The sequence below is a fragment of the Nocardia barduliensis genome (genome assembly GCF_013315795.1).
GTDB classification, from domain to species: domain Bacteria; phylum Actinomycetota; class Actinomycetes; order Mycobacteriales; family Mycobacteriaceae; genus Nocardia; species Nocardia barduliensis.
The window spans coordinates 1-22,630 of record NZ_JABLTE010000096.1 but is presented as its reverse complement, the minus strand read 5'-3'; the positions used below and the strand labels follow the sequence as shown (position 1 = coordinate 22,630).

The window sequence follows — 22,630 nt, the reverse complement described above, 5'->3', positions numbered from 1 at the left end:
GTTGGCGCGCGTGCGCTTGCTGGAGCGGTGCTCGGGGAGTTGCGTCAACAGCGGCAGAACGGAGTGATTGATGAGTTCATTGGCCACGGATCGCGTCGACCAATGTTCATCCGGCGAATTTTCGGCACAACCGTTTGCTCTGTCGCCCGCGCAGACCGCTCTCTGGTACGCGCAGCGCATTCGTCCCGACGTACCGTTGACGATCTCCCAGTACGTCGAGATCCACGGTGACTTGGACGAGGGGCGGCTGCTGTACGCGATCGAGCGTTTCGGTGCCGAGACCCAGGTGGGTCAGCTTCGCCTGCTGGAGAAGGATGGCACTCCGTATCAGATCGTCGATCCGGTGCACCGGCCGGGCTGGGTCCGCATCGACTTGCGCGGCGAGGCCGATCCGTACGCCGCGGCGCTGCGCTGGATGCACGAGCACACCAGTTCGCCCATCGATCTGGAGCGCGACCCGCTGACCTCCAACGCGGTGCTGCGGATCGGCGAGGCCGACTACATCTGGTACTCCTACGCCCACCACATCGTCATCGACGGTTACGGCGCGATGAACGCGCTCACCCGGACCGCGGAGATCTACACCGCGCTGGAGAACCGGACCGAGCCGGTCGCCTCCCGGGCGACGCCGCTGGCCGAGATCTACGCCGACGAAGCGCGCTATCACGACTCGAGCCGCTTCCAGAACGATCGCGACTACTGGCTCGGCCAGCTGTCGGGTGTGGGCGAACCGATGAGCCTGGGTGGCGCCCGCCTCGGCGCCGCCACCCACGACGCGGGCCGCCGACTGGCCACCGCCGTGCTCGACGACGAACAGCATGCCGCGATCGAGGTGGCGACCAGCGCGTGGAACACCACCGACTCGGCGATGTTCGTCGCGGCGCTGGCCACCTACGTGCGGTCGGTGACGGGCAACCCGGACGTGGTCCTGAGCCTGCCGGTCTCGGCGCGCACCACGGTGTCGCTACGCCGCTCGGCGGGCGTGATCTCCAACGTCGTGCCGATCCGGCTGCGGTTCGACGACGCGACCACGATCGGCGACCTGGTGAAGGCGGCGGAGCTGCAGATCACCGGCGCTCTGCGGCATCAGCGCTACCGGCACGACGACATCCGGCGCGACAGCGGCTACTCCCGCGACGCCCGCGGATTCTTCGGCCCGATGGTCAACCTGATGCTGTTCCACGACGAATTGCGGTTCGGCAGCCTGGTCGGCTCCATGCACGTGCTGGCCACCGGCCCGGTGGAAGACCTCTCGGTCAACGTCTACAACGGCGCGGGCGGGCGCTTGCACGTCGACTTCGAAGCCAATCCCCGCCTTTACGGCGAAGCCGAGGTGAACGTGCACCACGCGCGCTACCTGGACTTCCTCGGCCGGTTCCTGGCGGCCGACGCGACCACCCCCGCCGAGTCGCTGGCCGCGATCACCGCCGCCGAGCGGCAGTGGGTCGTGGACGGCTGGAACGCCACCGAGACGCCCCGGCAGGAGGGCACGCTGGCGAGCCTGTTCGCCGAGCGGGTGGCATCCGACCCGCGGGCGATCGCGCTGGAATTCGGCGACGAGGCGCTGACCTACGCCGAACTCGACGCGCGCGCCAACCGCCTGGCCCGGTTGCTCATCGCGCGTGGCGCCGGGCCCGACACGACGGTCGGCCTGTGCCTGCGCCGCAGCATCGACCTGGTGGTCGGCATGTACGCGATCGTCAAGGCGGGCGCGGCGTACCTGCCGCTGGACACCGAGCACCCCGCCGAACGGATCGGGCAGATCGTGCGTCGAGCCGAGCCGCTGTGCGTGCTCACGGCGGCCCGCGACGAGGTCGAGTTGCCTGCTATCGCGACCCGGTTGGACATCGACACCGCGCGGTTGTCGGAATTCGACGACGCGCCGGTCACCGACGCCGACCGCAGGGCCGAATTGCGCCCCGGCCACCTCGCCTACGTGATCTTCACCTCCGGGTCGACCGGAACGCCGAAGGGCGTGGGCGTGACGCACGACGCGATCGTCAACCGCCTGCGCTGGATGCAGCACGAGTATCCGCTGGAGCGCGCCGACGTCGTGCTGCAGAAGACCCCCGCCACCTTCGACGTGTCGGTGTGGGAGTTCTTCTGGCCCTTGCAGATCGGGGCGCGCCTGATCGTCGCCGCCCCGGACGGCCACCGCGACCCGGCCTACCTCGCGCGGATCATCGCTGAAAAAGGCGTCACCACAGCCCATTTCGTGCCGTCCATGCTCTCGGTATTCGTCACCGAGGCGGATCTGGACGGCTGCGCCGGCCTGCACCGGGTGTTCTGCAGTGGCGAGGCGCTGCCCGCCGCGGCGGTGCGGGAGTTCTACGCGGCGTTACCCGCCGCCGAACTGCACAACCTGTACGGGCCGACCGAGGCCGCCGTGGACGTCACCTACTGGGCGTGCCCGCCGGACGCGAGCGCCGTGCCGATCGGCTCGCCGGTGTGGAACACCCAAACCTATGTGCTGGACGACCGATTGCAGCCCGTCCCGCCCGGCGTGGTCGGCGAGCTGTACCTCGCGGGGGTCCAGTTGGCCCGCGGTTATCTGGGTCAGCCGCGGCTGACCGCGGACCGGTTCGTGGCCAATCCGTTCACCCCGGGCGCGCGGATGTACCGCACCGGTGACCTGGCGCGCTGGCAGATCGGCCGTTCCGCCGCCGAGCCCGGTGTGCTGGAATACCTGGGCCGCAGCGACTTCCAGGTGAAGATCCGTGGCCTGCGCATCGAACTCGGCGAGGTCGAGGCCGCCCTGCTCGACGACCCGAAGGTCGCTCGCGCCGTGTGCGTGGCACACGCCGGACGCACCGGCGACGAGCTGGTGGCCTATGTGGTCGCGGCGAAGCACGAGGACGACGGCGCCCGGCTGGACACGGCCGCGCTGCTCACCGCCTTGCGTCACACGCTGCCGGGGTACATGGTGCCGTCCACGCTGATGGAACTCGACGAGCTACCGCTGAGCGCCAACGGCAAGATCGATCGCAAGGCGCTGCCCGCGCCCGTGAGCGCCGCGCGCTCGATCCGGCCGATCGCCGAACCGCGCACCGAGGTCGAGCGGGTGCTGGCGGGGATCTTCGCCGAGGTCCTCGACACCGACGTCGGTATCGAGGACAACTTCTTCGACATGGGCGGCAACTCGCTCATCGCCGCGCGGGCGGTGGCCAGGATCAACGCGGCCCTCGGCACCGCGCTGACCATCCGGGACCTGTTCGAGGCCGCGACGATCGAGGCGCTCACCCGGCGTTTCGCCACCCAGACCGTCGACGCCTCCTCGCCGCGCCTGGCGCCCGCCGAGCGGCCGGAGCGCATCCCGTTGTCCCAGGCACAGCAGCGGCTGTGGATCCTGAACCGGTTCTCCGAGCACGCCGCCGCCTACAACATGCCGCTGGCCGTCGAGGTGGAGGGGCCACTGGACGTCGCCGCGCTGCGCGCGGGCCTCGTCGACGTCATCGAGCGGCACGAGAGCCTGCGCACCACCTTCCCGGAATCGCCGGAAGGGCCCTACCAGCTGATCCACCCGGCGGCGGCCATCCCGCTGACGCTCGACCCGGTCGACGCGACCGCCGCCGACGTGGCCGGGTTGGCGACCGAGTTCGCCGGCTACGGCTTCGATCTGCGCAGCCAGGCGCCCATCCGGGTGGCGCTCTACCGCACCGGCCCGCAGCGGCACGTCTTCCTCATCGTGCTGCATCACATCTGCGGTGACGGCTGGTCCATCGCGCCGCTGGCCAAAGACCTGATGACGGCGGTGTCGGCGCGCGCGAAGGGGGTCGCGCCGCAGTGGACGCAGCTGCCGGTGCAGTATGCCGACTTCGCGCTCTGGCAGCGCGAATTGCTCGGTGAGGAAGGCGATCCCGCCAGTGCGCTCAGCCGCCAGCTGACGCACTGGCGTTCGGCGCTGGCGGGGCTGCCCGAACAGCTGGACCTACCACTGGACCGCCCACGCCCCCTGCACAGATCGACCGTCGGCGGCCGGGTCGAGTTCACCATTCCCGCCGAGATCCGCCGCGCCGCCATCGAACTGGCGGCCAGCCGGGGCGTGAGCATGTTCATGGTGCTGCACGCGGCACTGGCGACCCTGCTGTCGCGGCTGTGCGCCAGCGGTGACGTCGCGATCGGCACCCCGATCGCGGGTCGTTCGGATCCAGCGCTGGACGATCTCGTCGGCATGTTCGTCAACACGCTCGTCCTGCGCACCGCGGTCGACCCGGCGGCAGGCTTCGACCGGATGCTCGACGTGGTGCGGGAGACCGATCTCAACGCCTTCGCCAACGCCGACGTGCCGTTCGAGCGGCTGGTCGAGGTGGTCAACCCGGAGCGGTCCCCGGCGCGTCACCCGCTGTTCCAGGTGATGCTGTCCTACGACCACGCGCCGGACCTGCGGATCGATCTGCCCGGTGTGCGCGCCGAGGTGCTGCCGATCGCCTCGGACGTCGCCAAGTTCGACTTGCAGCTGGTCGTCCACGACGACTCGGGCGACGGACCGCTGGCGGCCGAATTCGGTTACACCACCGATGTCTTCGACCGGTCCACGATCCAGTCGTTCGCCCGCCGGTTCATCGCGGTGCTGGCAGGCGGCGTGGCCGCCCCCGAACTGCCGGTGGGCGACCTGCCGATCCTGGACCGCAAGGAAACCGAGAACCTGGTGCCCATCGCGGGCGCGCCCGCCGAGCCGCCGATCACGCTGGCGACCTTGCTGACCGCCACCGCGAGCCGGCTGCCGGACGCGGTGGCGGTGCGCTACCTCGGCGCCGACACCACCTACCGCGAACTGGACGAGCGATCGAACACGCTGGCGCGCGCCCTCATCGAGCACGGCGCAGGTCCCGAGACGGTCGTCGCGATCGCACTGCCGCGCGGTCTGGACGCGATCACCGCGATATGGGCGGTCGCCAAGACCGGCGCGGCGTATGTGCCGATCGACCCGAGCTACCCCGGTGAGCGGATCGCGCACATGATCGGCGACTCCGGCGCGATGCTCGGTCTCACCGACCCCGAATGCCTCGCCGCCATGCCCGCCTGGCCCACGGCGCGGGGCAGACACCGTAAGGCCCAGGTCGACTGGCTGGTCCTCGGCTCCGACGAGCTGACCGCCGAACTCGCGGGTCACCGCGCGGATCCGGTCACCGACGACGAGCGCCACCACCCGATGCGGGTGAGCCACCCGGCCTACCTCATCTACACCTCCGGCTCCACCGGAACACCCAAAGCGGTGGTGGTCACCCACGCGGGCATCGCCTCGCTCGCCAGTGAGCAGAACTACCTGTTCGGTATCACGGATGCGGCACGCACGCTGCACTTCTCCTCGCCCAGCTTCGACGCATCGGTGCTGGAGATGCTGCTCGGCTTCGCCGCGGGCGCCACGATGGTCGTCGCCCCCCGTGGCATGTTCGGCGGCGCCGAGCTGGCCACACTGCTGCGCGAGGAGCGGGTCACCCATGCCTTCGTCACCCCTGCGGCGCTGGCCACCGTGCCGAACGTGGGGCTGGACGAGCTGGAGACGGTCATCGTCGGCGGTGACGCCTGCTCGGAGGAACTCGTCGAGACGTGGACCGCCGGACACCGCATGCACAACATGTACGGCCCTTCGGAGGCCACCGTCGCGGCCACCGCGAGCGGGCCGATGGCCCCGGGCCGTCCGGTTCCGCTCGGTATGCCCGTCCGGGGCATGCGACTGTTCGTGCTGGACGGTCGCTTGCATCCGGTGCCGCCGGGCACGCCGGGTGAGCTGTACGTCTCGGGTCCCGGCGTGGCCCGCGGCTACCACGGGCGTTTCGGCCTGACCGCGCAGCGGTTCGTGGCCAATCCGCACGGCAGGCGCGGCGAGCGGATGTACCGCACCGGTGACCTGGTCGTCATGGAGCGGTCGGGACAGCTGCGGTTCCTCGGCCGCGCGGACGACCAGATCAAGATCCGCGGATTCCGCATCGAACTGCGCGAGATCGACAACGTGCTGCGCCTGCATCCCGGTATCCGGTTCGCGCTCACCGTGGTGCACACCGACGAGCGCGGCCAGGTGCGGCTGGCGTCGTACGTCACGGCCGATCGGCCGGTCGAGCCGCAAGCTGTCCTGGAGACCGCGCGGCAGCGGCTGCCCGGGTACATGGTGCCCGCGTCGGTGGCGGTGCTCGACGAGATCCCGGTGACCCCGGCCGGCAAACTGGACCGAAAGGCGCTGCCGGAGCCGGTCTTCGCCGCCGCCGGATCGTCCCGCGCCCCCGGCACCGAACTGGAGCGCAGCGTGGCGGGCGTGTTCGGCGGGGTGCTCGGGCGCCCGGTGACCGGAGCCGAGGACAGCTTCTTCGACCTGGGCGGCAACTCACTGCTGGCCACCCGCCTGGCCGCCGCGCTGCACGCGGAATTCGGGGTGGAGCTGCCGGTGCGGTCGATCTTCGAGACGCCGACGGTCGCCGGAGTCGCCGCGCAGCTGGACCGAGCGCCCCGGACGCAGCGGCCGGCGCTGGCGGTGCAGACTCCGCGTCCGGGACGTATCCCATTGTCGCTGCCACAGCAGCGTTTGTGGTTCCTCAACCGATATGCGCCCGAATCGAGTGCCTACAACATCGCTTTCGTGATCCGCGTCGCCGGTGACCTGGACGTGCCCGCACTGCGGGAAGCGCTCACCGACGTGGTGCGTCGGCACGAAGTGCTGCGCACCGTCTTCCCGGAGGACGCCGAAGGCCCGCAGCAGGTGGTGCTGCCGGTCGAGCGCGCCCTACCGGAACTGCCGGTCACCGACATCGACGACTCCGGCGCGAAAGCCGCGCTCGAGGCGTTGGCGCACAACGGTTTCGATCTCACCCGGCAGCCGCCGGTGCGTCTGTCGCTGCTGCGCACCGCGCCCGGGCGGCACCTGCTCGGCGTGGTGGTGCATCACATCGCCGCCGACGGCTGGTCGCTCGGTCCGCTGACCAGGGATCTGGCCGCCGCGTACGCGGCACGCCACGACGGTGCGGCGCCGTCGTGGACACCGCTTCCGGTGCAGTACGCCGACTTCGGGCTCTGGCAGCGGGCCTGCCTCGGCTCGGAAACCGATCCGGACAGCGCCGCGGCGACCCAGCTGGCGTACTGGCGCACCGCGCTCGCGGACCTGCCCGACCAGCTCCCGCTGCCCTACGACCGGCCGCGCCCGCTCGAGCCCACTCAGCAGGCCGGCACCGTGCGGTTCACGGTGCCCGAACGCGTGCGCCGCGGGCTCGCCGGGCTGGCCCGCGATCAGGGCGTCAGCAAGTTCATGGTGCTGCGTTCGGCGTTCGCGGTGTTGCTGCGCTGCGTCACCGGCGGTCGCGACATCGTGATCGGCACTCCGGTGGCGGGGCGTAACGACACCAAGCTCGACGAGTTGGTTGGCATGTTCGTGAACACGCTGGTGCTGCGCTCCGACGTGCATCCGGATCGCAGCTTCGCCGACTTGCTGCGTGCCGACCGGGATACCGAACTGGCCGCCATGGCGCATGCGGACATCCCGTTCGAGCGGATCGTGGAGGAATTCGGTCCGGAGGCACGCTCCTCGGGCCGGCACCCGCTGTTCCAGGTGGCGCTGAGCGTGCAGGACGGCCCGGTGCCGACGCTGGAACTGCCCGGCCTCGCCCTGCGCGCGGAGCCGTTGGACATCGCGCTGGCGAAGTTCGACCTGGAGTTGCGGGTGTCGAACGACGACATCGATCCGGGCGCGGTCGGGGGAGAGCCGGACAGCATCTTCGAATTCGTCTACGCCACCGAACTTTTCGACGCGCGGACGATCGAGACGCTGGCCGACCGGTTCCTGCGCGTGCTCACCGCCGTCACCGGCGATCCGCGCGTGCTGGTGCGTGACGTCGACGCGCGCACCGATCATGAGCGCCGCACCCTGGCCCCGGCGTGCGGCGGGCCTGCGTCCCCGCCGTCCACCCTGGCCGCGTACTTCACCGCCACCGCGCAGCGGTATCCGCACAACACGGCGCTGTGCGCGGGCACGATCTCGCTCACCTACGCCGAACTCGACCGGCGCTCCAATCGCCTGGCGCGCGCGCTGATCGCGCGTGGACTCGGCCCCGGCACCCGGGTGGCGCTCGGGCTCGTCCGCTCGATCGACTCGGTGGTGGCGATGCTGGCCGCGGCGAAGTCCGGCGCGGCGTTCGTGCCGGTCGACCCGAAGTACCCGGCCGACCGTATCCAGCACATGCTCGCCGACTCCGGTTGCGCGACCGGCGTCACCGTGACGGCGCACGTGGGACAACTGCGCGCGGGCGCCGCCGCCGACCAGCACACCGAATGGCTGCTGCTGGACCGCCCGGAGTTCGCCGCCGAACTCGACGGACACGACGACGCGCCGATCCACGACCACGAGCGTTCGCGCACCATCCAGATCGCCGATCTGGCCTACCTGATCTACACCTCGGGATCGACCGGCAAGCCCAAGGGCGTCGCGGTGACCCACAGCGGCCTGTCCAACCTGGCCGACGAGGTCCGCGACCGCATAGGCGTGGACGAGCATTCGCGCACATTGCATTTCGCGACTCCGAGTTTCGACGCGGCGATCCTGGACCTGCTGATCGCGCTGGGCGCCGGCGCGGCGATGGTGATCTGCCCGATTGACATCTACGGCGGCGATGAACTGGCCGCGCTGATGGAACGCGAGCGGGTCACCCACGGCTTCATGACCCCGGCCGCGCTGGCCACGATCGACCACGAACGCTGGCCGCTGCCGCACGTGCGAGCGCTCATGGTCGGCGGCGAGGCGGTGGCGCCGGATCTGGTGGCGCGCTGGGCGCCGGGACACGTGATGTGCGATGTGTACGGGCCCACCGAGACCACCGTCGTCATCACGATTTCCGGCCCGATGCGCCCCGGCGAGCCGATCACCATCGGCAGCCTGGTGCGTGGCGCCCAGGGATTGGTGCTCGACGAGCGGTTGCGGCCGGTGCCCGTCGGCGTCCCCGGCGAGCTGTACCTCGCCGGACACGGTGTCGCGCGCGGCTACTTCGACCGATTCGGGCTCACCGCGACGCGTTTCGTCGCCGACCCCTACGGCCCGCCGGGCGCGCGGATGTACCGGACCGGTGACATCGTGCGCTGGAACGCCGCGGGCGAGCTGGTCTACCTCGGCCGCAGCGACCATCAGGTGAAGCTGCGCGGTTTCCGGGTGGAACTCGGCGAGATCACCGCCGTGCTCGGAGAACACCCGTCCGTGCGGTTCGCGCACACCGAGGTGCGCCGGATCGCGGGCGCGGACCGGATCGTCGCCTTTGTCCAGCCCGCCGACCGCACGGCGGGGGTGGACACCGAGGCGGTGCGCGCCGCTGTCGCCCGGCGACTGCCCGCGCACATGGTGCCCGCCGGTATCACCGTCTTGGACGCCATTCCGCTGACACCCGTCGGGAAGCTGGACATCAGCGCCCTGCCGGAACCGCAGGTCGTCGTGGACTCGACCGGTCGCGAGCCGCGAACCGATGCCGAGCGTCTGGTCGCCGCGGTGATGGGCGAGCTGGTCGGCGCGCACGGCGTGCGCGCCGAGGACAGCTTCTTCGACGTCGGCGGAAACTCGCTGCTGGCAACGCAGCTCGTCGCCCGGCTGGCCGCGGCCACGAACGTACGGCTCGCCGTGCGCACCGTGTTCGCCACGCCGACCGTCGCCGGGCTGGCCGAACTGCTGGACGCGGGCACCGAGTCCGAGGTGGACCGGCCCGCGCTGGTGCGCCGGGAGCGCCCGGAGCGGATCCCGCTGTCGGCCGCGCAGCGGCGGCTGTGGTTCCTCAACCGTTTCAACGCAGGCGGCGCGTCCAGCGCCGGACAGTCCGCGGGCGCCTACAACGTCCCGCTCGTCCTGCGCATGACCGGCAGCCTGAACGTCGAGGCGCTGGCCGCCGCGCTGCACGCGGTGCAGGCCAGGCACGAAACCCTGCGCACGGTGTTCCCGGAGACCGACGGCGCACCGGCTCAGGTCGTGCTCGACCCGTCCGAGGCGGCGATTGCGCTGACGCGGATGACGGTGCGGCCCGACGAGCTGGAGGCCGCCGTACGGCGTTTCGCCGCACCGGGATTCGATCTGGCCGGCACCGTTCCGATCCGCGCCGCGCTGCTGTCGGTGGCGGGCGACTCCGCCGCGCCCGCGCAGCACGTTCTCGTCGTGGTCGTGCACCACATCGCCATGGACGGCTGGTCGCTAGAGCCGATGGCCGCCGACGTGGCCGTCGCCTACCGCGCGGCCTGCGCGGGCGGCGCGCCGGAATGGGCCGAGCTGGAGGTCCAGTACGCCGACTACACACTGTGGCAGCAGGACGTGCTCGGCAGCGAGGACGACCCGGACGCCGCGGTGCGCAAGCAGCTGGACTACTGGCGGCACACCCTGGACGGCATTCCCGAGTTGCTGACCGTACCGGCCGACCGGCCGCGTCCGCCCACCCCGTCCTACCGGGGCGGCATCGTGGAGTGCGCGGTGGACCCGGTCACCCACCGCGAACTGCAGACGATCGCGGGCAGCAACAACGTCAGCCTGTTCATGGTCCTGCACGCCGCGCTGGCGGTGCTGCTGCACCGGATGACCGCGACCGACGACATCACCGTCGGCACCCCGATCGCGGGCCGGGGGCATCCGGCGCTGGACCGGTTGATCGGCATGTTCGTCAACACGCTGGTGCTGCGTACCCGGATCGACCCGGGCGCCAGGTTCACCGACCTGCTGCGCGCGGTGCGCGAAACCGACCTCGACGCCTTCGCCAACGCGGACCTGCCGTTCGAGCGTCTGGTGGAGGTGCTCAACCCCGCCAGGTCCCAGGCGCACCATCCGATGTTCCAGGTGATGCTCTCGGTCCGCAACGAGCCGGTCGGCGGGCTGGACCTGCCGGGGCTGCGTATCGAGGCCGCCGATATCGACACCGGGATCGCCAAGTTCGATCTCCAGTTCACCCTCACCGAAACGCGGACCGCGCAGCGCGATCCGGCCGGCATCACCGTCGCGGTGAACTACGCGAGGGATCTGTTCGACGAGCCGACGGCGCAGCGGCTCGGCAAGCGCCTGACCCGGCTGCTCGCCGCGATCGCCGCGAACCCGACCACCGCCGTGGGCGACCTGGAACTGCTCGACCCCGCCGAATGGTCGGGGCTGGCCCCGGTGCGCGGTGCGAAACCGGACCGGCCGATCACCTTCCCCGAGGTGTTCGAGCAGGCGGCCGCCGTCGATCGCGCCGCCGTGGCCCTGGTCGCCGCCGACGGTACGGAGGTGACCTACGACGCGCTGGATCGCTGGACGAACCGGCTGGCGCGGGTGCTCATCGGGCGCGGCGTCGGCCCGGAAACGCTGGTGGCGCTGGGTATCCCGCGGTCGATCGAGTCGGTGGCGACGGTACTGGCGGTGGCCAAGGCCGGCGCGGCGTTCGTGCCGGTCGACCCGCTGTACCCGCAGCAGCGCATCGGGCACATGCTGTCGGATTCCGGTGCGGCGCTGGGCATCACCTTGTCGGGCTACCGCGCCGAGCTGCCCGACGGCGCGGAGTGGATCGTGCTCGACGATCCGGCGTTCCGCGCGCAGGTGCTGGACGCGCCGGACGAGCCGGTCGCCGACACCGAACGCCTCGCGCCGTTGCGGATCGACAACCCGGCCTACGTGATCTACACCTCCGGTTCGACCGGCACGCCGAAGGGCGTGATGGTCACGCACGGCGGTTTGTCGAACTTCGCCGCCGAGACCGCCAACCGGTTCGACGTCCAGCCGGGATGCCGCGTCCTGCACTTCGCCACGCCGAGCTTCGACGCCGCGATGCTCGATCTGCTGCTGTCGCTCGGTGGCGCGGCGACCCTGGTGATCACGCCCACCGGCGTGGTCGGCGGGGACGAGCTGCGGGAGGTCTTCGCCGGGGAGCGGATCACCCACGCGTTCATCACCACCTCCGCGCTCGGCACGGTCGAGCCCGCCGGGCTCACCGAGTTGCAGCACGTGCTGGTCGGCGGCGAGGCTCTGCCGCCGGACCTGGTGACCAGATGGGCGCCCGGCCGCAACCTGTACAACGTGTACGGACCGACCGAGACCACCATCGTCACCGTCATCTCGCAGCCGATGACGCCGGGCGAGCCGATCACCATCGGCGGCCCCATCCGCGGCGTCAACGCGGCGATCCTCGACGCGCGACTGCATCCGGCTCCGATCGGAGTGACCGGCGAGCTGCACCTCGCGGGTGACGCGCTGGCCCGCGGATACCTGAACCGTCCTGGTCTCACCGCCCAGCGTTTCGTCGCCAACCCGTTCGGCAAGCCGGGGGAGCGGATGTACCGCACCGGCGATCTGGTGCGCTGGTGGGCCGGGTCGCGGGAGCACGGATCGCCTGCGGACGGCGCGCAGGAGATCGAGTACGTCGGCCGCACCGACCATCAGGTCAAGATCCGCGGTTTTCGTATCGAACTCGGCGAGATCGACGCCGCGCTCGCCCGCCACGGCGGGGTGGCGTTCTCCACCACCATCGGGCATCGCACCCCGGCGGGGGCGACGGCGCTGGTGTCGTATGTGAAGCCGCGCGACGGCGTGTCGTTCACCGCGGCGGAGCTGACCGGGCATCTGGCCGGGCTGGTGCCGAATTACATGGTCCCGCAGTCGATCATGCTGCTCGACGAGGTTCCGCTGAACCCGGTGGGCAAGCTGGATCGGGCGAAGCTGCCGGAGCCGGTGTTCACCGCGGGCGAGGGCTACCGCGCGCCGTCCACCCCGACCGAGGAAGCGCTGTGCGCCGCCTTCGCCGAGGTGCTCGGCGTGGAATCGGTGGGCGTGGACGACGGGTTCTTCGAGCTCGGCGGCAACTCGTTGCTGGCCACGAAGGTGGTCGCGCACGTGCGCGAAACCGGTGTCGACCTGCCGGTGCAGCTGATGTTCGGCGACGCGACGCCCGCGGCCATCGCGGCGCGGCTGGACGGGACGGGCGCGTCCTCGGGCGCCGCGGTGGCGGCGATGCTGGCGCCGGTGCTGCCGATCCGCCCGACCGCCGTGACCAGTCAGGCGCCGCTGTTCTGCGTGCACCCGGCGATCGGATTGGCCTGGTGCTATTCGGGTCTGCTCGCGCACCTCCCGGCGGACCGGCCGGTGTACGGGTTGCAGGCTCCGCACGTGGCGGGGCAGGACGGCTACGGCTCGATCGGCGAGGCCGCGAGCCGCTATGTGGCCTCCATCAAGGAGATCCAGCCGGAGGGGCCCTACCACTTGCTCGGCTGGTCGCTGGGCGGACTGATCGCGCACGAGATGGCGGTCCAGCTGCAAGAGGGCGGCGACGAGGTGGCGCTGCTGTCGATGATGGACAGCTACCGGCTGTCGGACGACCTGCTCGAACACGCGACCCCGAGCATCGCCGAGATCGTCGGCGAGTTCGGCAGCGACGATCTCGGCGCGGAGATCGATCCGGAGATGAGCCTGCGGGAGGCGGCCGAATTGCTGCGCGCCCGGTCCGGGCCGTTCGCGGCGCTGACCGTGGAGCATCTGGAGCGGCTCTACGCGGGCTACGACAACGGCACCGTGCTCGCGCACAGCTTCCGGCCCCGCGCGTTCGACGGCGACCTGTTGTTCTTCACCGCGGGCGACGACCCGATCAACCGGGCCGACCCGGACCGGCGCGCCGACGCCTGGCAGCCGTACGTCACCGGCGCCGTCCACGACCACGAGCTGCGCTGCGCGCACTCCGCGATGACCACCCCGGGAGCGCTGGCGGTGATCGGGCCGGTGCTGCGGAGGTGGCTGGAGACGAAGGAGACGCACAGGTGAGTTTGGCGGTGGAGGTCGCGGGCCTGGTGAAGAACTACGGCCGGGCCCGCGTGCTGGACGAGGTCGACCTGCGAATCCCCACCGGCACCGTGATGGGCCTGCTCGGTCCCAACGGCGCGGGGAAGACGACGACCGTGCGGATCGTCACCACGCTGCTGAAGCCATCCGCCGGGTCGGTGCGGGTGGCGGGCATCGACGTGCTGCGCGATCCCGCGGCGGCACGCAAACGGATCGGCCTGTCCGGCCAGTACGCCGCCGTCGACGCCAACCTGTCCGGTTACGAGAACCTGCGCATGGTGGCCCGGCTGTACGGGATGTCGCCGCGACAGGCGACCGCGCGGGCCGACGAACTGCTCGACGCCCTCGGGCTCGAATACGCCGCGCATCGCAGGGCGGGCACCTACTCCGGCGGCATGGCCCGGCGGCTCGACCTCGCGGGTGCGCTGGTCGCCCGGCCCCCCGTGGTGGTGCTGGACGAGCCGACCACCGGCTTGGACCCGCGCGGCAGGCTGGACATGTGGCGGGTGATCGGCGACCTGGTCGACGACGGGACCACGGTGCTGCTGACCACGCAGTATCTGGAAGAGGCCGACCTGCTGGCCGACCGCATCACGGTCATCGACCACGGGCGGGTCATCGCCCGCGGTTCGGCCGACGAGCTGAAGACCTCGATCGGCGGCGACCGGCTCACCGTCACCCTGGCCGCCGGACAGGCCGCCGAACCCGCGCTGGCGGTGCTCGCGCAGATCGGCGTGGGGGAGCCCGGTCACGAGGCGGGCACCGACGAGGTGTGGGTGGTGGTCGGCGATGGATCGCGCACCATGGTGGAGGCGCTGCGCAGGCTCGACGACGCGGGCGTCTGCGTGGTGGACGCGAACGTGCACCGGCCCAGTCTCGACGATGTATTCCTTTCCCTCACCGGCAAGCCGAGTAATCCGACCGCCGCGGAACCGGAGACCGACGACGTACAAGAGGAGATCATGTCGTGAGCACGGCCATGGTGCAGGAGGCCGCCCCGAAGGCTCAGCCGGAGTCGAAACCTTCCGGGGCACAGCGCGATTCCGGCCCTCGACTGCGGCTGTTCCGGGACAGCGCGATCGTCGCGCACCGCAATCTGCTCACCATTCTGCGGGTGCCCACCCTGCTGGTGACCGCCACGATCCAGCCGCTGATGTTCGTGTTCCTGTTCGCCTACATCTTCGGCGCCTCGCTGGGCGGCGGCCAGTACCGGGAATTCCTGCTCGCGGGCATATTCACGCAGACGGTCGCGTTCAACGCCGCGTTCACCACGGTTGGTCTCGCCGGAGACCTGCAGAAGGGCATCATCGATCGGATGCGGGCACTGCCGATGTCGCGGCTGGCCGTGCTGATGGGCCGCACGCTGTCGGATCTCGTGGTGAACATTCTCAGTCTGGCCGTGATGGTGGGGTGCGGGTACATCGTCGGCTGGCGCATCCACGGCAGCCTCACCGACGCCGCGCTCGCGTTCGGGGTGATCCTGCTGTTCGCGTTCGCGATGTCCTGGGTCGGCGCGCTGACCGGCTTGCTGTCACCGACCGTCGAGGTCGCGCAGAGCGCGGGGTTGATCTGGCTGTTCCCGCTGACGTTCATCTCCTCGGCGTTCATCTCCGCCGAGACCCTGCCCGGCCCGCTGCGCACGATCGCCGAGTGGAATCCGATCACCGCGGTCTCGGCGGCGGGGCGCAAACTGTTCGACAACGACTCCCCGCCCAGTTTCGTCCCGCCCACCGGCTGGGCGGCCGATCACTGCGTCGAGTACGCGGTGGCTTGCTCGGTGGCGATTCTCGTGCTGGCCGTGCCGCTGGCGTTGTTGCGCTACCGCAAGGTGGCCAGCCACTGACCGGCGGTGTGGCACGAACAGCGAACGGCCGCCGCATCGAACGATGCGGCGGCCGTTTCCGTATGCGCGGGCCGTCAGGCGCGGCGACGGGTCTTGAGCAGTTCGAGGCGCTCCTTGAGCAACTCCTCGAGTTCCTCCTTGCTGCGGCGCTCCAGCAGCATGTCCCAGTGCGTGCGCGGCGGCTTGACCTTCTTGGCCTCCTGGGTGGTGCCCTCGATCAGTACGCCCTCCTGGCCGTTGCGGCACAGCCAGGTCGGCGGGATCTCGGCGTCGTCGGCGAAGGGAACGTCGAATTCCTCGCCGTTGTCGGTCCGGTAGCGGGCGATCCGACGCGGAGCCAGGTCGTGGTCGCGATCGGTCTCGTAGCTCACCGCTCCGAGCCGGCTGCCTCGGAGTACGCGATCTGCCATGGTGTGCCTCTCCCTGTGTGCTCGAGTCTTCGTGCGCTGCCACGGTGTCCGCACGAGTGCGCGGTGCGCTCGGTGGACCTTGATGTACAACGATCGGGCCTGCGCCGATAGTTCCCGACGCGGCCGCGGTGAACCGTTCCATTGTAGTGCCCTCGGCGCGCCGAGCTCGCCACGCCCGGCGCGGAACGCTTCGCCGGGGGTCGCTGAGCGGATCGCCCGCGACGAGCGATTAGTGTTCTGCGTCATGTCGCGCCGCTTGTCCTGCCAGTGGTGTGGGCGGGAGATCGTGGAATCGGAGGCCGGCCGTCGTCGCCGGTACTGCCGTCAGTCCTGTCGTCAACGCGCCTACGAACACCGCAACAGCTTGAAGGGAACCGGGATACCCGACGACGCGGTGGTGCTCAGCGCTCAGGAGGCCGCCGACCTGGCCGATCGCTGGTTCGCCGCTCGGTGCGCCGCCGAGGACGTCACCACCGCCATCGAGGAGGGGGCGACGCCCGAGGAGCTGGCGGCGCTGGGCAAGACGCTGGTCGAGCTCACCCGCGACGCGGAACGTCTGCGCTGACCGGCTCCGTCGCCGTGCCACGGTGCGCGGCGCCCGCTCCCCGGTGCCGCAGATACACCGCGCCGAGCAGCGCCGCGACGGTCGCGGCGAGCCCGCAGGCCGCGACCCAGGTGGCCGTGTCGGGGTGCACCAGCGACTGCGCGCGCATCGCCTGCCAGAAGACGAGCGCGAGCAGACCGGCATACCCGGCCGCGAGCACGCCGACGACGGCCGCGCGCGCACGCTCCGGACGCAGCCAGCGGTAACGCGGAGCCAGCCAGGCCAGCAGGACGGCCACCAGCAGCAGCACCTGGATGCCGTGCAGTCCGACGAAGTGCGGGACGCGCAGGTCACCGCCGACGGTGCTCCAATGGGTCAGCGGCATGCCGCCCATGGCATCGCGTGGCGCGAAATCGCTCGCGTCGGATACGACCGTGTGGCCCGCGGCCAGCTCGACGATCCGCCCGTCGCTGTCGCGGACGAGCTGCTTGCCGGTGAAGCCCATCACGTAACCCAGCGCCATGCCCGCCACGGCCAGCGCCAGACCGGCATGGATGGCCCGCGCCGTCGGCCGGTCCACCAACCGCTGCCAGGCCAGAATCAGCACGATGAGCAGGTTGGCGAAGAACAGGCCGGGCACGCCGGAGGCGAAGACCATCTGCCCGATCGAGTTCACCGGATCGTCCTCGGTGTTGAAGTGGCTGAACGTGCCGCGCGCGGCCTGTAGCACGACGAAGCCGACGTCGACGAAGCCGGTGACGGCGAACACCGTGCCCAGCCACCAGGTGATTCGGCTTCCCCGGTGCGGCAACGAGAGCAGCCAGGCCAGCGTGAGACTGTAGAGGACGAACGCCAGGCCGAACTTCATCGGCTTGAGCCATACCGATTCGCCGAGCAGCGTGCGGTCATCGATCAGCATCGCCATCAGCGCGAAGACGACGAGCGCGCCCATCGCGGCCACGTTTCCCAGCAGCGGCCGATGCAGTCGCGTGCGGGTGACGGGCTTCGTGCGCCCGCGATGCCGTGGAGTCGACGGCCCGTCCTGCGGGGTGGCGACGAAATGTGTTGTGGACATGGACCGAACGTAGGAATCGCGCACGGTGGCGGGCGTCCCGCCGCAGCGCTATTCGAGCCTAGTACCACGGTATCGGGCGAGAAGCCGGCCGATACCGCGGAGCCGTCACCGGTCGCCGAGGGGCGGATCGCGCACTGTCGCGGCGAGACCGGGCGGCCCGGAGCGCGAAGCGGGCCGCGAACGCGTCGTTGCGTTCGCGGCCCTGCGCAGGCGACGGCTCTGTCGCGGAGTCTGTTCGCGATCCCCTCATGTCTCGCGAACCGGATCGGGGTCAGTCCTCGGGGGCATGCCCGACGTCGATGCCGCGCTCGGCCAGCCAGGGCCGCGGATCGATCGGTACGCCGCCGGGCAGATGGACTTCGTAGTGCAGGTGCGGGCCGGTGGAGTAGCCGCGGTTGCCGACGGTCGCGATGACGTCGCCCGCGCGGACCGGCTGGCCCACGGCGGCGAGGATGTCGTTGACGTGGCCGTAGACGCCGACGGTGCCGTCGTCCTGCTGCACTCGCACCCACAGGCCGAAGCCGGAGGCGGGACCGGCCTCGATCACCACGCCGTCGGTGACCGCGGCGATCGGCGCGCCGAGCGGGTCGCCGAAGTCCAGCCCCGCGTGCATCGCACCCCAGCGGGCGCCGAAATTCGAGGTCAGCACGCCGCCGACGGGCCGGACGGTCTTCGGACGGGTGAAGTCCTGCGCGATGCGATTCGGATCCCACGCCGCGGGCTCGGGGGCGGCCTGCGGCGGCTGCGTTTCCTGCGGGGTGAAGGTGGCGAACTGCGCCATGCCCTGGGCCGGGCGGATCTCGCCGGAGGCGATCTTGCCTGCGACGAGGCGGGCCGAGGCGTCGGCGTCCTGGTCCTGTGGGGCTGCGGCGAGGATGCCGACGGAGGCGGTGACAACCGCCGAGGCGGCGACCACGCGGGTGGCGGCGCGATGGCGGCGGAACCGGGTCACGCCGCGACGGATCGGTAACGGAAAGGTCACGGGCATGAATCGAACGTACGACAGCGGCACGCCCGTTCTGCAATCCTGTGGCTACCGTCACGGCGCGATAAACGCCCAGCTCGTTGGTCACGAGGCGATAACGACTCAGCGCGGCTTCGCGCGTGAGCTGGGACTATGGCGGCTTACCCGGGAGTTGACCAGCTAAACGTCAGTTGATCACACTGTGTGAGTGGCGACTAATGGAGTTCGTGCCCTGACGGCGCTGGCGGACCCGACTCGTCGCGCGATTTTCGAAGCCTTGCCGCATGCCGCGCGCTCGGTCGGCGAGCTCGCGCAACAGGTCGGCGTAAGCAGTTCGGCGGTCTCTCAGCATCTGCGTGTGCTGCGTGAGGCGCGGCTGGTCATGATGCGCCCGGAAGGAAACCGCAGGCTGTACTCCTTGGACCCGCGCGGCCTCGCCGATGCCCGCGACTATCTAGAGCAGTTCTGGCCGAGTGCGATCGCCGCGTACTCCGCGGCGTTGCAAACCGCTGCGACGACGGCGCCCTGACGGCGTGTGCCGCGCCTTGCCCGACCTCTGTCCCAGGTGGCGTCGGGAGGCGGCGCGGTGGCGTCAGCCGACGCGCCGATACGCCGTCTTCCGGCGGTCGGCGCCCGTACCGGGCCAGTTGCGCTTGCTCAGTTGTTTGTCGACGGCATTGATCACTTCGGTGACGCCGATCTGCAACAGTCCGGGGTCGGGACTGTCGGCGTCCGGGTCGCCCACCCGGCCGGCCCACAGCACGGCGTGCCTGCCCAGAAGGTGCGAAGGCGGACCGGCGTACCGGGGTGGGGTGGGACCGAACAGCAGCACGGTGCGGGTGCCGAAGGCGGTGGTCAGGTGTGCGACGCCGGTGTCTCCGCAGATCACCAGGGCGGCCTCGGCCACGGTGGCGGCCAGATCGATGAGGTTCTGTTCCCCGGCGAGCACTCGGCCGACCGGCAGCCCGGCGTGCGCGGCGATGCCGAGCGCCAGTTCACGTTCGTTCTCGTCGCCGGTAAGGACCACTTCGCGGCCCAACACCAGCAGGTGGCGGACGACGGCGGCGAATCGGTCCGGTGGCCAGCGGCGGGCCGGTGCGCTCGCGCCGACGTGCACGACCACACAATCGCGCCTGCTCGTCGTGGACACCGGCGGCACCAGTCCGAGATTGCGGCGGTCCGCCCCGATGCCGTCGTACTCCAGCAGGTGACACCAACGGTCCACCTCGTGCATATCGGGTTCCCACGCGGGGCCGGGGAGCTCGGGGAAGGCGGCGTTACGAAAGGTGAGGATGCGGCCGGGCTCGATTTTGGCCAGGGGGACGATGCTTTCGGCGCTCGCGCCGTGCAAGTTGACGGCCAATTCCGGCGGGGGCGCGTCCCAGCGGAGACTCCCGGGGTCGGCCGTCGGCACGAGGACGTCGACCGACGCGATCAGGTCCACGATCGGCTTGAGCCGCTGCGGGGCCGCCAGAACGAGGCGGTCACGTGGTTTGGCCCGGCGCAGCGCACGGAGAGCCGGGACCGCGGTGAGTAGATCACCCAGCCCACGCGCCTGCAACACGAGCAGAACCGCCACCCTCTTCTCCTAGCCACCCGAGTCTCACCGAACCCCGACCCACCCGTTCACCCCAGGGGCGCCAACGAAGAGTCACTCAGTAATAACTACCCGACCGCTCCCGCGGCGAAACGTGAACGCCGGGCAACGCCGCGGTACCGGGTGGGTCGGCAGGCGCGCAGCCTGCTAGCAAATGCACAGTGAACGCGCGTGCGCGAGTTATAGCATCAACGAATGACGACAAACAGCGTGGTAGAGGGTCCTCTGCAGTCTCTTGCCCGCAGGGCGTGGCAAACCATTCTGGTCACCGGCATCCTGGCGGTGATCCTCGGCATTCTGATCCTGGCCTGGCCGGACATCACCCTGCGCGCCGCGGGCATCATCTTCGGCGTCTACCTGGTGGTCACCGGGTTCCTGCAGTTGATGGCAGCCTTCGGCGCGCCGGCCAGCACCGGCCTGCGGGTGCTGTCGTTCGTCATCGGTCTGCTGTCCATCGTGATCGGCGTCTTCTGCTTTCGCGACGAACTGGCTTCGATTCTGCTGCTGGGACTGTGGATCGGGATCGGCTGGCTGTTCCGTGGGGTCGCGCTGCTGGTGGCCGCGCTCTCCGAGCCGGGGATGCCAGGACGCTGGTGGCAGGTGTTCTTCGGCGTCGTGACCGCCATCGCCGGCGTCGTGCTGATCGTCTGGCCGGTGCGGTCGGTGGCCACCTTGGCCGTCCTGGCGGGGGTGTGGCTGATCATCATCGGCATCATGGAGATCATCGTGGCCTTCGGAGTTCGCCGCGAGGCCCGGGTGGCGCACACCGCGCCCGCTGTGGCCTGATCACGAATCCGCGGCCGGATGTCCCGGCTCGCGCGATGCGGTGTCTCGCTGCGCCCGACCGGCACGGTTCCGTCTGCTCGGAACTCGTGACAGAATCACAGGCGCATTTTCACGAGACGTCGGCTTCGGGGTTGGCCGACATCGAAAAGAACTGGAGGCACGAATGATTCGTACTGCTGGGTTTGTCGGTGCGCTGGCCCTGGCAGGGGCCGCGGCCCTGCTGTCGGCGGGAACGGCGCAGGCCGCGGTCGGCATCATGACGATCAACGGTGAACCGCGGGTCGATCCGGTGGGCTGCTTCAACACCGACGGCAGCTTCTACACCACCTTTCAGATCACCGTCGTCAACAGCACCGATCGTGCCGTCACGCTGCACTCCGGGCCGGACTGCACCGGCTCCGTGATCGGCGAGCTGCCCGTGGAGCGGATCGGTTACCTGCCCAAGGGCGGCAGCGTTTCCGTCAGCTGACGCCTGACGCAGTAGGCGAAACCGGCCGGGCCGGGATCCGGGCAGAGCGTCGATCATCGACGTCCCTGGGATCCTCGCCCGGCCGCGCTGCGTTCCGGGGTGCTGATCCGATGTCAACGGCTCAGCGCCCATTCCGTTCACCGCGTGCGCGGCCAATCGCCCGGGCCGGGCACCGCCGACTCAGCAGCTCCCGCCACCGGGATCGGCGCGGCGACCGCCGAACGGCGACGGCCGCGCGGGTCCCACACCATCGCCGTCGCCGCGCCGCCCAACAGCACGACCACGATCATCGCCACAACGCACCAGACCAACACCGCCATCGCCTCCAAGGCATTACCCCATCCGGCTGACAGACTGCGTTGGCTTACCAAGGCGGACAGTTGTTTTCGAGTCGGCCACAGTATTCCCCCGGCGGGCGGCCTGCGCGAGTCGGCGGCACGGCGCTCGTCATCCCGAGCGTCGCGCGAGGTTCGCCATGTGTATCGGTGCGGTAGACCCACCAGCCCGAACGCCGGTTCTTGCGCCGCCATTGCTGCCGGAGTAGCCGCCGGAGGAGACCGAGATCACGGATGACCGTTGCTCCTGCGATGTGCGCGCCGGGTCTCGGTGGGCCGGCGCCCGGTTGTCCCGGCGAAGCGCGCACCTGCCTGTTTGCCCGCTCTTCGCCGGGGTAGGACGGTGAGGACGGAGGTCATCCATCCACCCGAAAGGCTGCGCGGCGATGTCTACTTCCACACCAGGGGCGACAACAGATCGGCGATCCCCGCTCCAGGTCGCCGCCATGGCGGTAGGAGCGGTATTTCTCCTCGTCGGGATCCTCGGTTTCATCCCAGGGATCACCACCGACTACAGCGAACTGAAGTGGGCTGGACACCAATCCGAGGCCCAATTGCTGGGTCTGTTCAACGTGTCCGTGCTGCACAATCTGGTGCATTTGGCCTTCGGCATCGCAGGCTTGCTCGCCGCCCGGACCGCCGCGGCGGCGCGGGCGTATCTCATCGGCGGCGGCGTGATCTATCTCGTGCTGTGGCTGTACGGGCTGATCGTGGATCCGCACAGCGACGCCAACTTCGTGCCGCTCGACATGGCCGACAATTGGCTGCACTTCGCCCTCGGCGCGGGCATGATCGCGCTCGGTGTGCTGCTGGCGCGGCGTCCCGTGACCCGGGCGCCCGGAGCGGGAGGGCCTGTCTCTTATACA

General features: G+C 70.4%; 13 protein-coding genes. 8 read left to right on the top strand and 5 right to left on the bottom strand.

Features of this window, described 5'->3' with window-relative positions:
* Nucleotides 1-70: 70 nt before the first annotated feature.
* The 3 genes from HOV91_RS30355 (at nucleotide 71) to HOV91_RS30345 (ending at nucleotide 15,584) form a co-directional block, all read left to right on the top strand.
* A complete protein-coding gene (locus tag HOV91_RS30355; RefSeq protein WP_174188743.1) occupies nucleotides 71-13,723 on the top strand; it encodes a non-ribosomal peptide synthetase in 13,653 nt (4,550 codons plus the stop codon).
* Nucleotides 13,720-14,712: an ATP-binding cassette domain-containing protein gene (locus tag HOV91_RS30350; RefSeq protein WP_174188742.1), complete on the top strand. Its 993-nt coding sequence runs from the start codon at nucleotides 13,720-13,722 to the stop codon at nucleotides 14,710-14,712. Before HOV91_RS30355 ends, HOV91_RS30350 begins: the two co-directional genes overlap by 4 nt.
* A gap of 89 nt (nucleotides 14,713-14,801) precedes the next feature.
* Entirely contained in the window at nucleotides 14,802-15,584 is a 783-nt protein-coding gene (locus HOV91_RS30345) for an ABC transporter permease (RefSeq protein WP_174188749.1), read from the top strand.
* Nucleotides 15,585-15,658: 74 nt separating this feature from the next.
* On the opposite strand, the gene HOV91_RS30340 is transcribed toward HOV91_RS30345, so the two are convergent.
* Nucleotides 15,659-15,994 (bottom strand): RNA polymerase-binding protein RbpA, encoded by a 336-nt coding sequence (locus HOV91_RS30340; RefSeq protein WP_043691230.1) that lies wholly within the window; start codon nucleotides 15,992-15,994, stop codon nucleotides 15,659-15,661.
* A gap of 244 nt (nucleotides 15,995-16,238) precedes the next feature.
* Between HOV91_RS30340 and HOV91_RS30335 the strand changes: the two genes are divergently transcribed.
* Complete coding sequence (locus HOV91_RS30335) at nucleotides 16,239-16,559, top strand: hypothetical protein (RefSeq protein WP_043719630.1); 321 nt, start codon at nucleotides 16,239-16,241, stop codon at nucleotides 16,557-16,559.
* Here HOV91_RS30335 and HOV91_RS30330 read toward each other — a convergent pair.
* Both HOV91_RS30330 and HOV91_RS30325 read right to left on the bottom strand, forming a co-directional pair.
* Nucleotides 16,531-17,613 (bottom strand): hypothetical protein, encoded by a 1,083-nt coding sequence (locus tag HOV91_RS30330; protein WP_174188741.1) that lies wholly within the window; start codon nucleotides 17,611-17,613, stop codon nucleotides 16,531-16,533. The two genes, HOV91_RS30335 and HOV91_RS30330, sit on opposite strands and share 29 nt — an antisense overlap.
* Before the next feature lie 271 nt (nucleotides 17,614-17,884).
* Nucleotides 17,885-18,601, bottom strand: a complete 717-nt coding sequence (locus HOV91_RS30325; protein ID WP_174188740.1) for a M23 family metallopeptidase — start codon at nucleotides 18,599-18,601, stop codon at nucleotides 17,885-17,887.
* A gap of 184 nt (nucleotides 18,602-18,785) precedes the next feature.
* Between HOV91_RS30325 and HOV91_RS30320 the strand changes: the two genes are divergently transcribed.
* Nucleotides 18,786-19,106, top strand: a complete 321-nt coding sequence (locus HOV91_RS30320) for an ArsR/SmtB family transcription factor (protein WP_174188739.1) — start codon at nucleotides 18,786-18,788, stop codon at nucleotides 19,104-19,106.
* Nucleotides 19,107-19,169: 63 nt separating this feature from the next.
* Here the strand turns inward: HOV91_RS30320 and HOV91_RS30315 are convergent, their stop codons facing one another.
* Nucleotides 19,170-20,156: a glycosyltransferase family 9 protein gene (locus HOV91_RS30315; RefSeq protein ID WP_174188738.1), complete on the bottom strand. Its 987-nt coding sequence runs from the start codon at nucleotides 20,154-20,156 to the stop codon at nucleotides 19,170-19,172.
* A 213-nt stretch (nucleotides 20,157-20,369) separates the two neighbouring features.
* On the opposite strand from HOV91_RS30315, the gene HOV91_RS30310 reads away from it, so the two are divergent.
* Together HOV91_RS30310 and HOV91_RS30305 are read left to right on the top strand one after the other, a co-directional pair.
* On the top strand, nucleotides 20,370-20,960 hold the full coding sequence (locus HOV91_RS30310; protein ID WP_174188737.1) for an HdeD family acid-resistance protein: 591 nt from the start codon (nucleotides 20,370-20,372) through the stop codon (nucleotides 20,958-20,960).
* Nucleotides 20,961-21,123: 163 nt separating this feature from the next.
* Complete coding sequence (locus HOV91_RS30305) at nucleotides 21,124-21,429, top strand: hypothetical protein (protein WP_174188736.1); 306 nt, start codon at nucleotides 21,124-21,126, stop codon at nucleotides 21,427-21,429.
* A gap of 137 nt (nucleotides 21,430-21,566) precedes the next feature.
* Here the strand turns inward: HOV91_RS30305 and HOV91_RS30300 are convergent, their stop codons facing one another.
* Nucleotides 21,567-21,749 (bottom strand): hypothetical protein, encoded by a 183-nt coding sequence (locus HOV91_RS30300; RefSeq protein ID WP_174188735.1) that lies wholly within the window; start codon nucleotides 21,747-21,749, stop codon nucleotides 21,567-21,569.
* A 401-nt stretch (nucleotides 21,750-22,150) separates the two neighbouring features.
* Here HOV91_RS30300 and HOV91_RS30295 point away from each other — a divergent pair.
* Nucleotides 22,151-22,630, top strand: a 480-nt coding sequence (locus tag HOV91_RS30295; protein WP_174188734.1) for a DUF4383 domain-containing protein, incomplete at its 3' end; no start/stop codon positions are given.

Excerpts from the sequence above, each read along its gene's own strand:
- HOV91_RS30330 (WP_174188741.1), bottom strand. The coding sequence starts at position 17,613 with ATGTCCACAACACATTTCGTCGCCACCCCGCAGGACGGGCCGTCGACT.
- HOV91_RS30355 (WP_174188743.1), top strand. The coding sequence starts at position 71 with ATGAGTTCATTGGCCACGGATCGCGTCGACCAATGTTCATCCGGCGAA.
- HOV91_RS30310 (WP_174188737.1), top strand. The coding sequence starts at position 20,370 with ATGACGACAAACAGCGTGGTAGAGGGTCCTCTGCAGTCTCTTGCCCGC.
- HOV91_RS30335 (WP_043719630.1), top strand. The coding sequence starts at position 16,239 with ATGTCGCGCCGCTTGTCCTGCCAGTGGTGTGGGCGGGAGATCGTGGAA.
- HOV91_RS30300 (WP_174188735.1), bottom strand. The coding sequence starts at position 21,749 with ATGGCGGTGTTGGTCTGGTGCGTTGTGGCGATGATCGTGGTCGTGCTG.
- HOV91_RS30305 (WP_174188736.1), top strand. The coding sequence starts at position 21,124 with ATGATTCGTACTGCTGGGTTTGTCGGTGCGCTGGCCCTGGCAGGGGCC.
- HOV91_RS30340 (WP_043691230.1), bottom strand. The coding sequence starts at position 15,994 with ATGGCAGATCGCGTACTCCGAGGCAGCCGGCTCGGAGCGGTGAGCTAC.
- HOV91_RS30325 (WP_174188740.1), bottom strand. The coding sequence starts at position 18,601 with ATGCCCGTGACCTTTCCGTTACCGATCCGTCGCGGCGTGACCCGGTTC.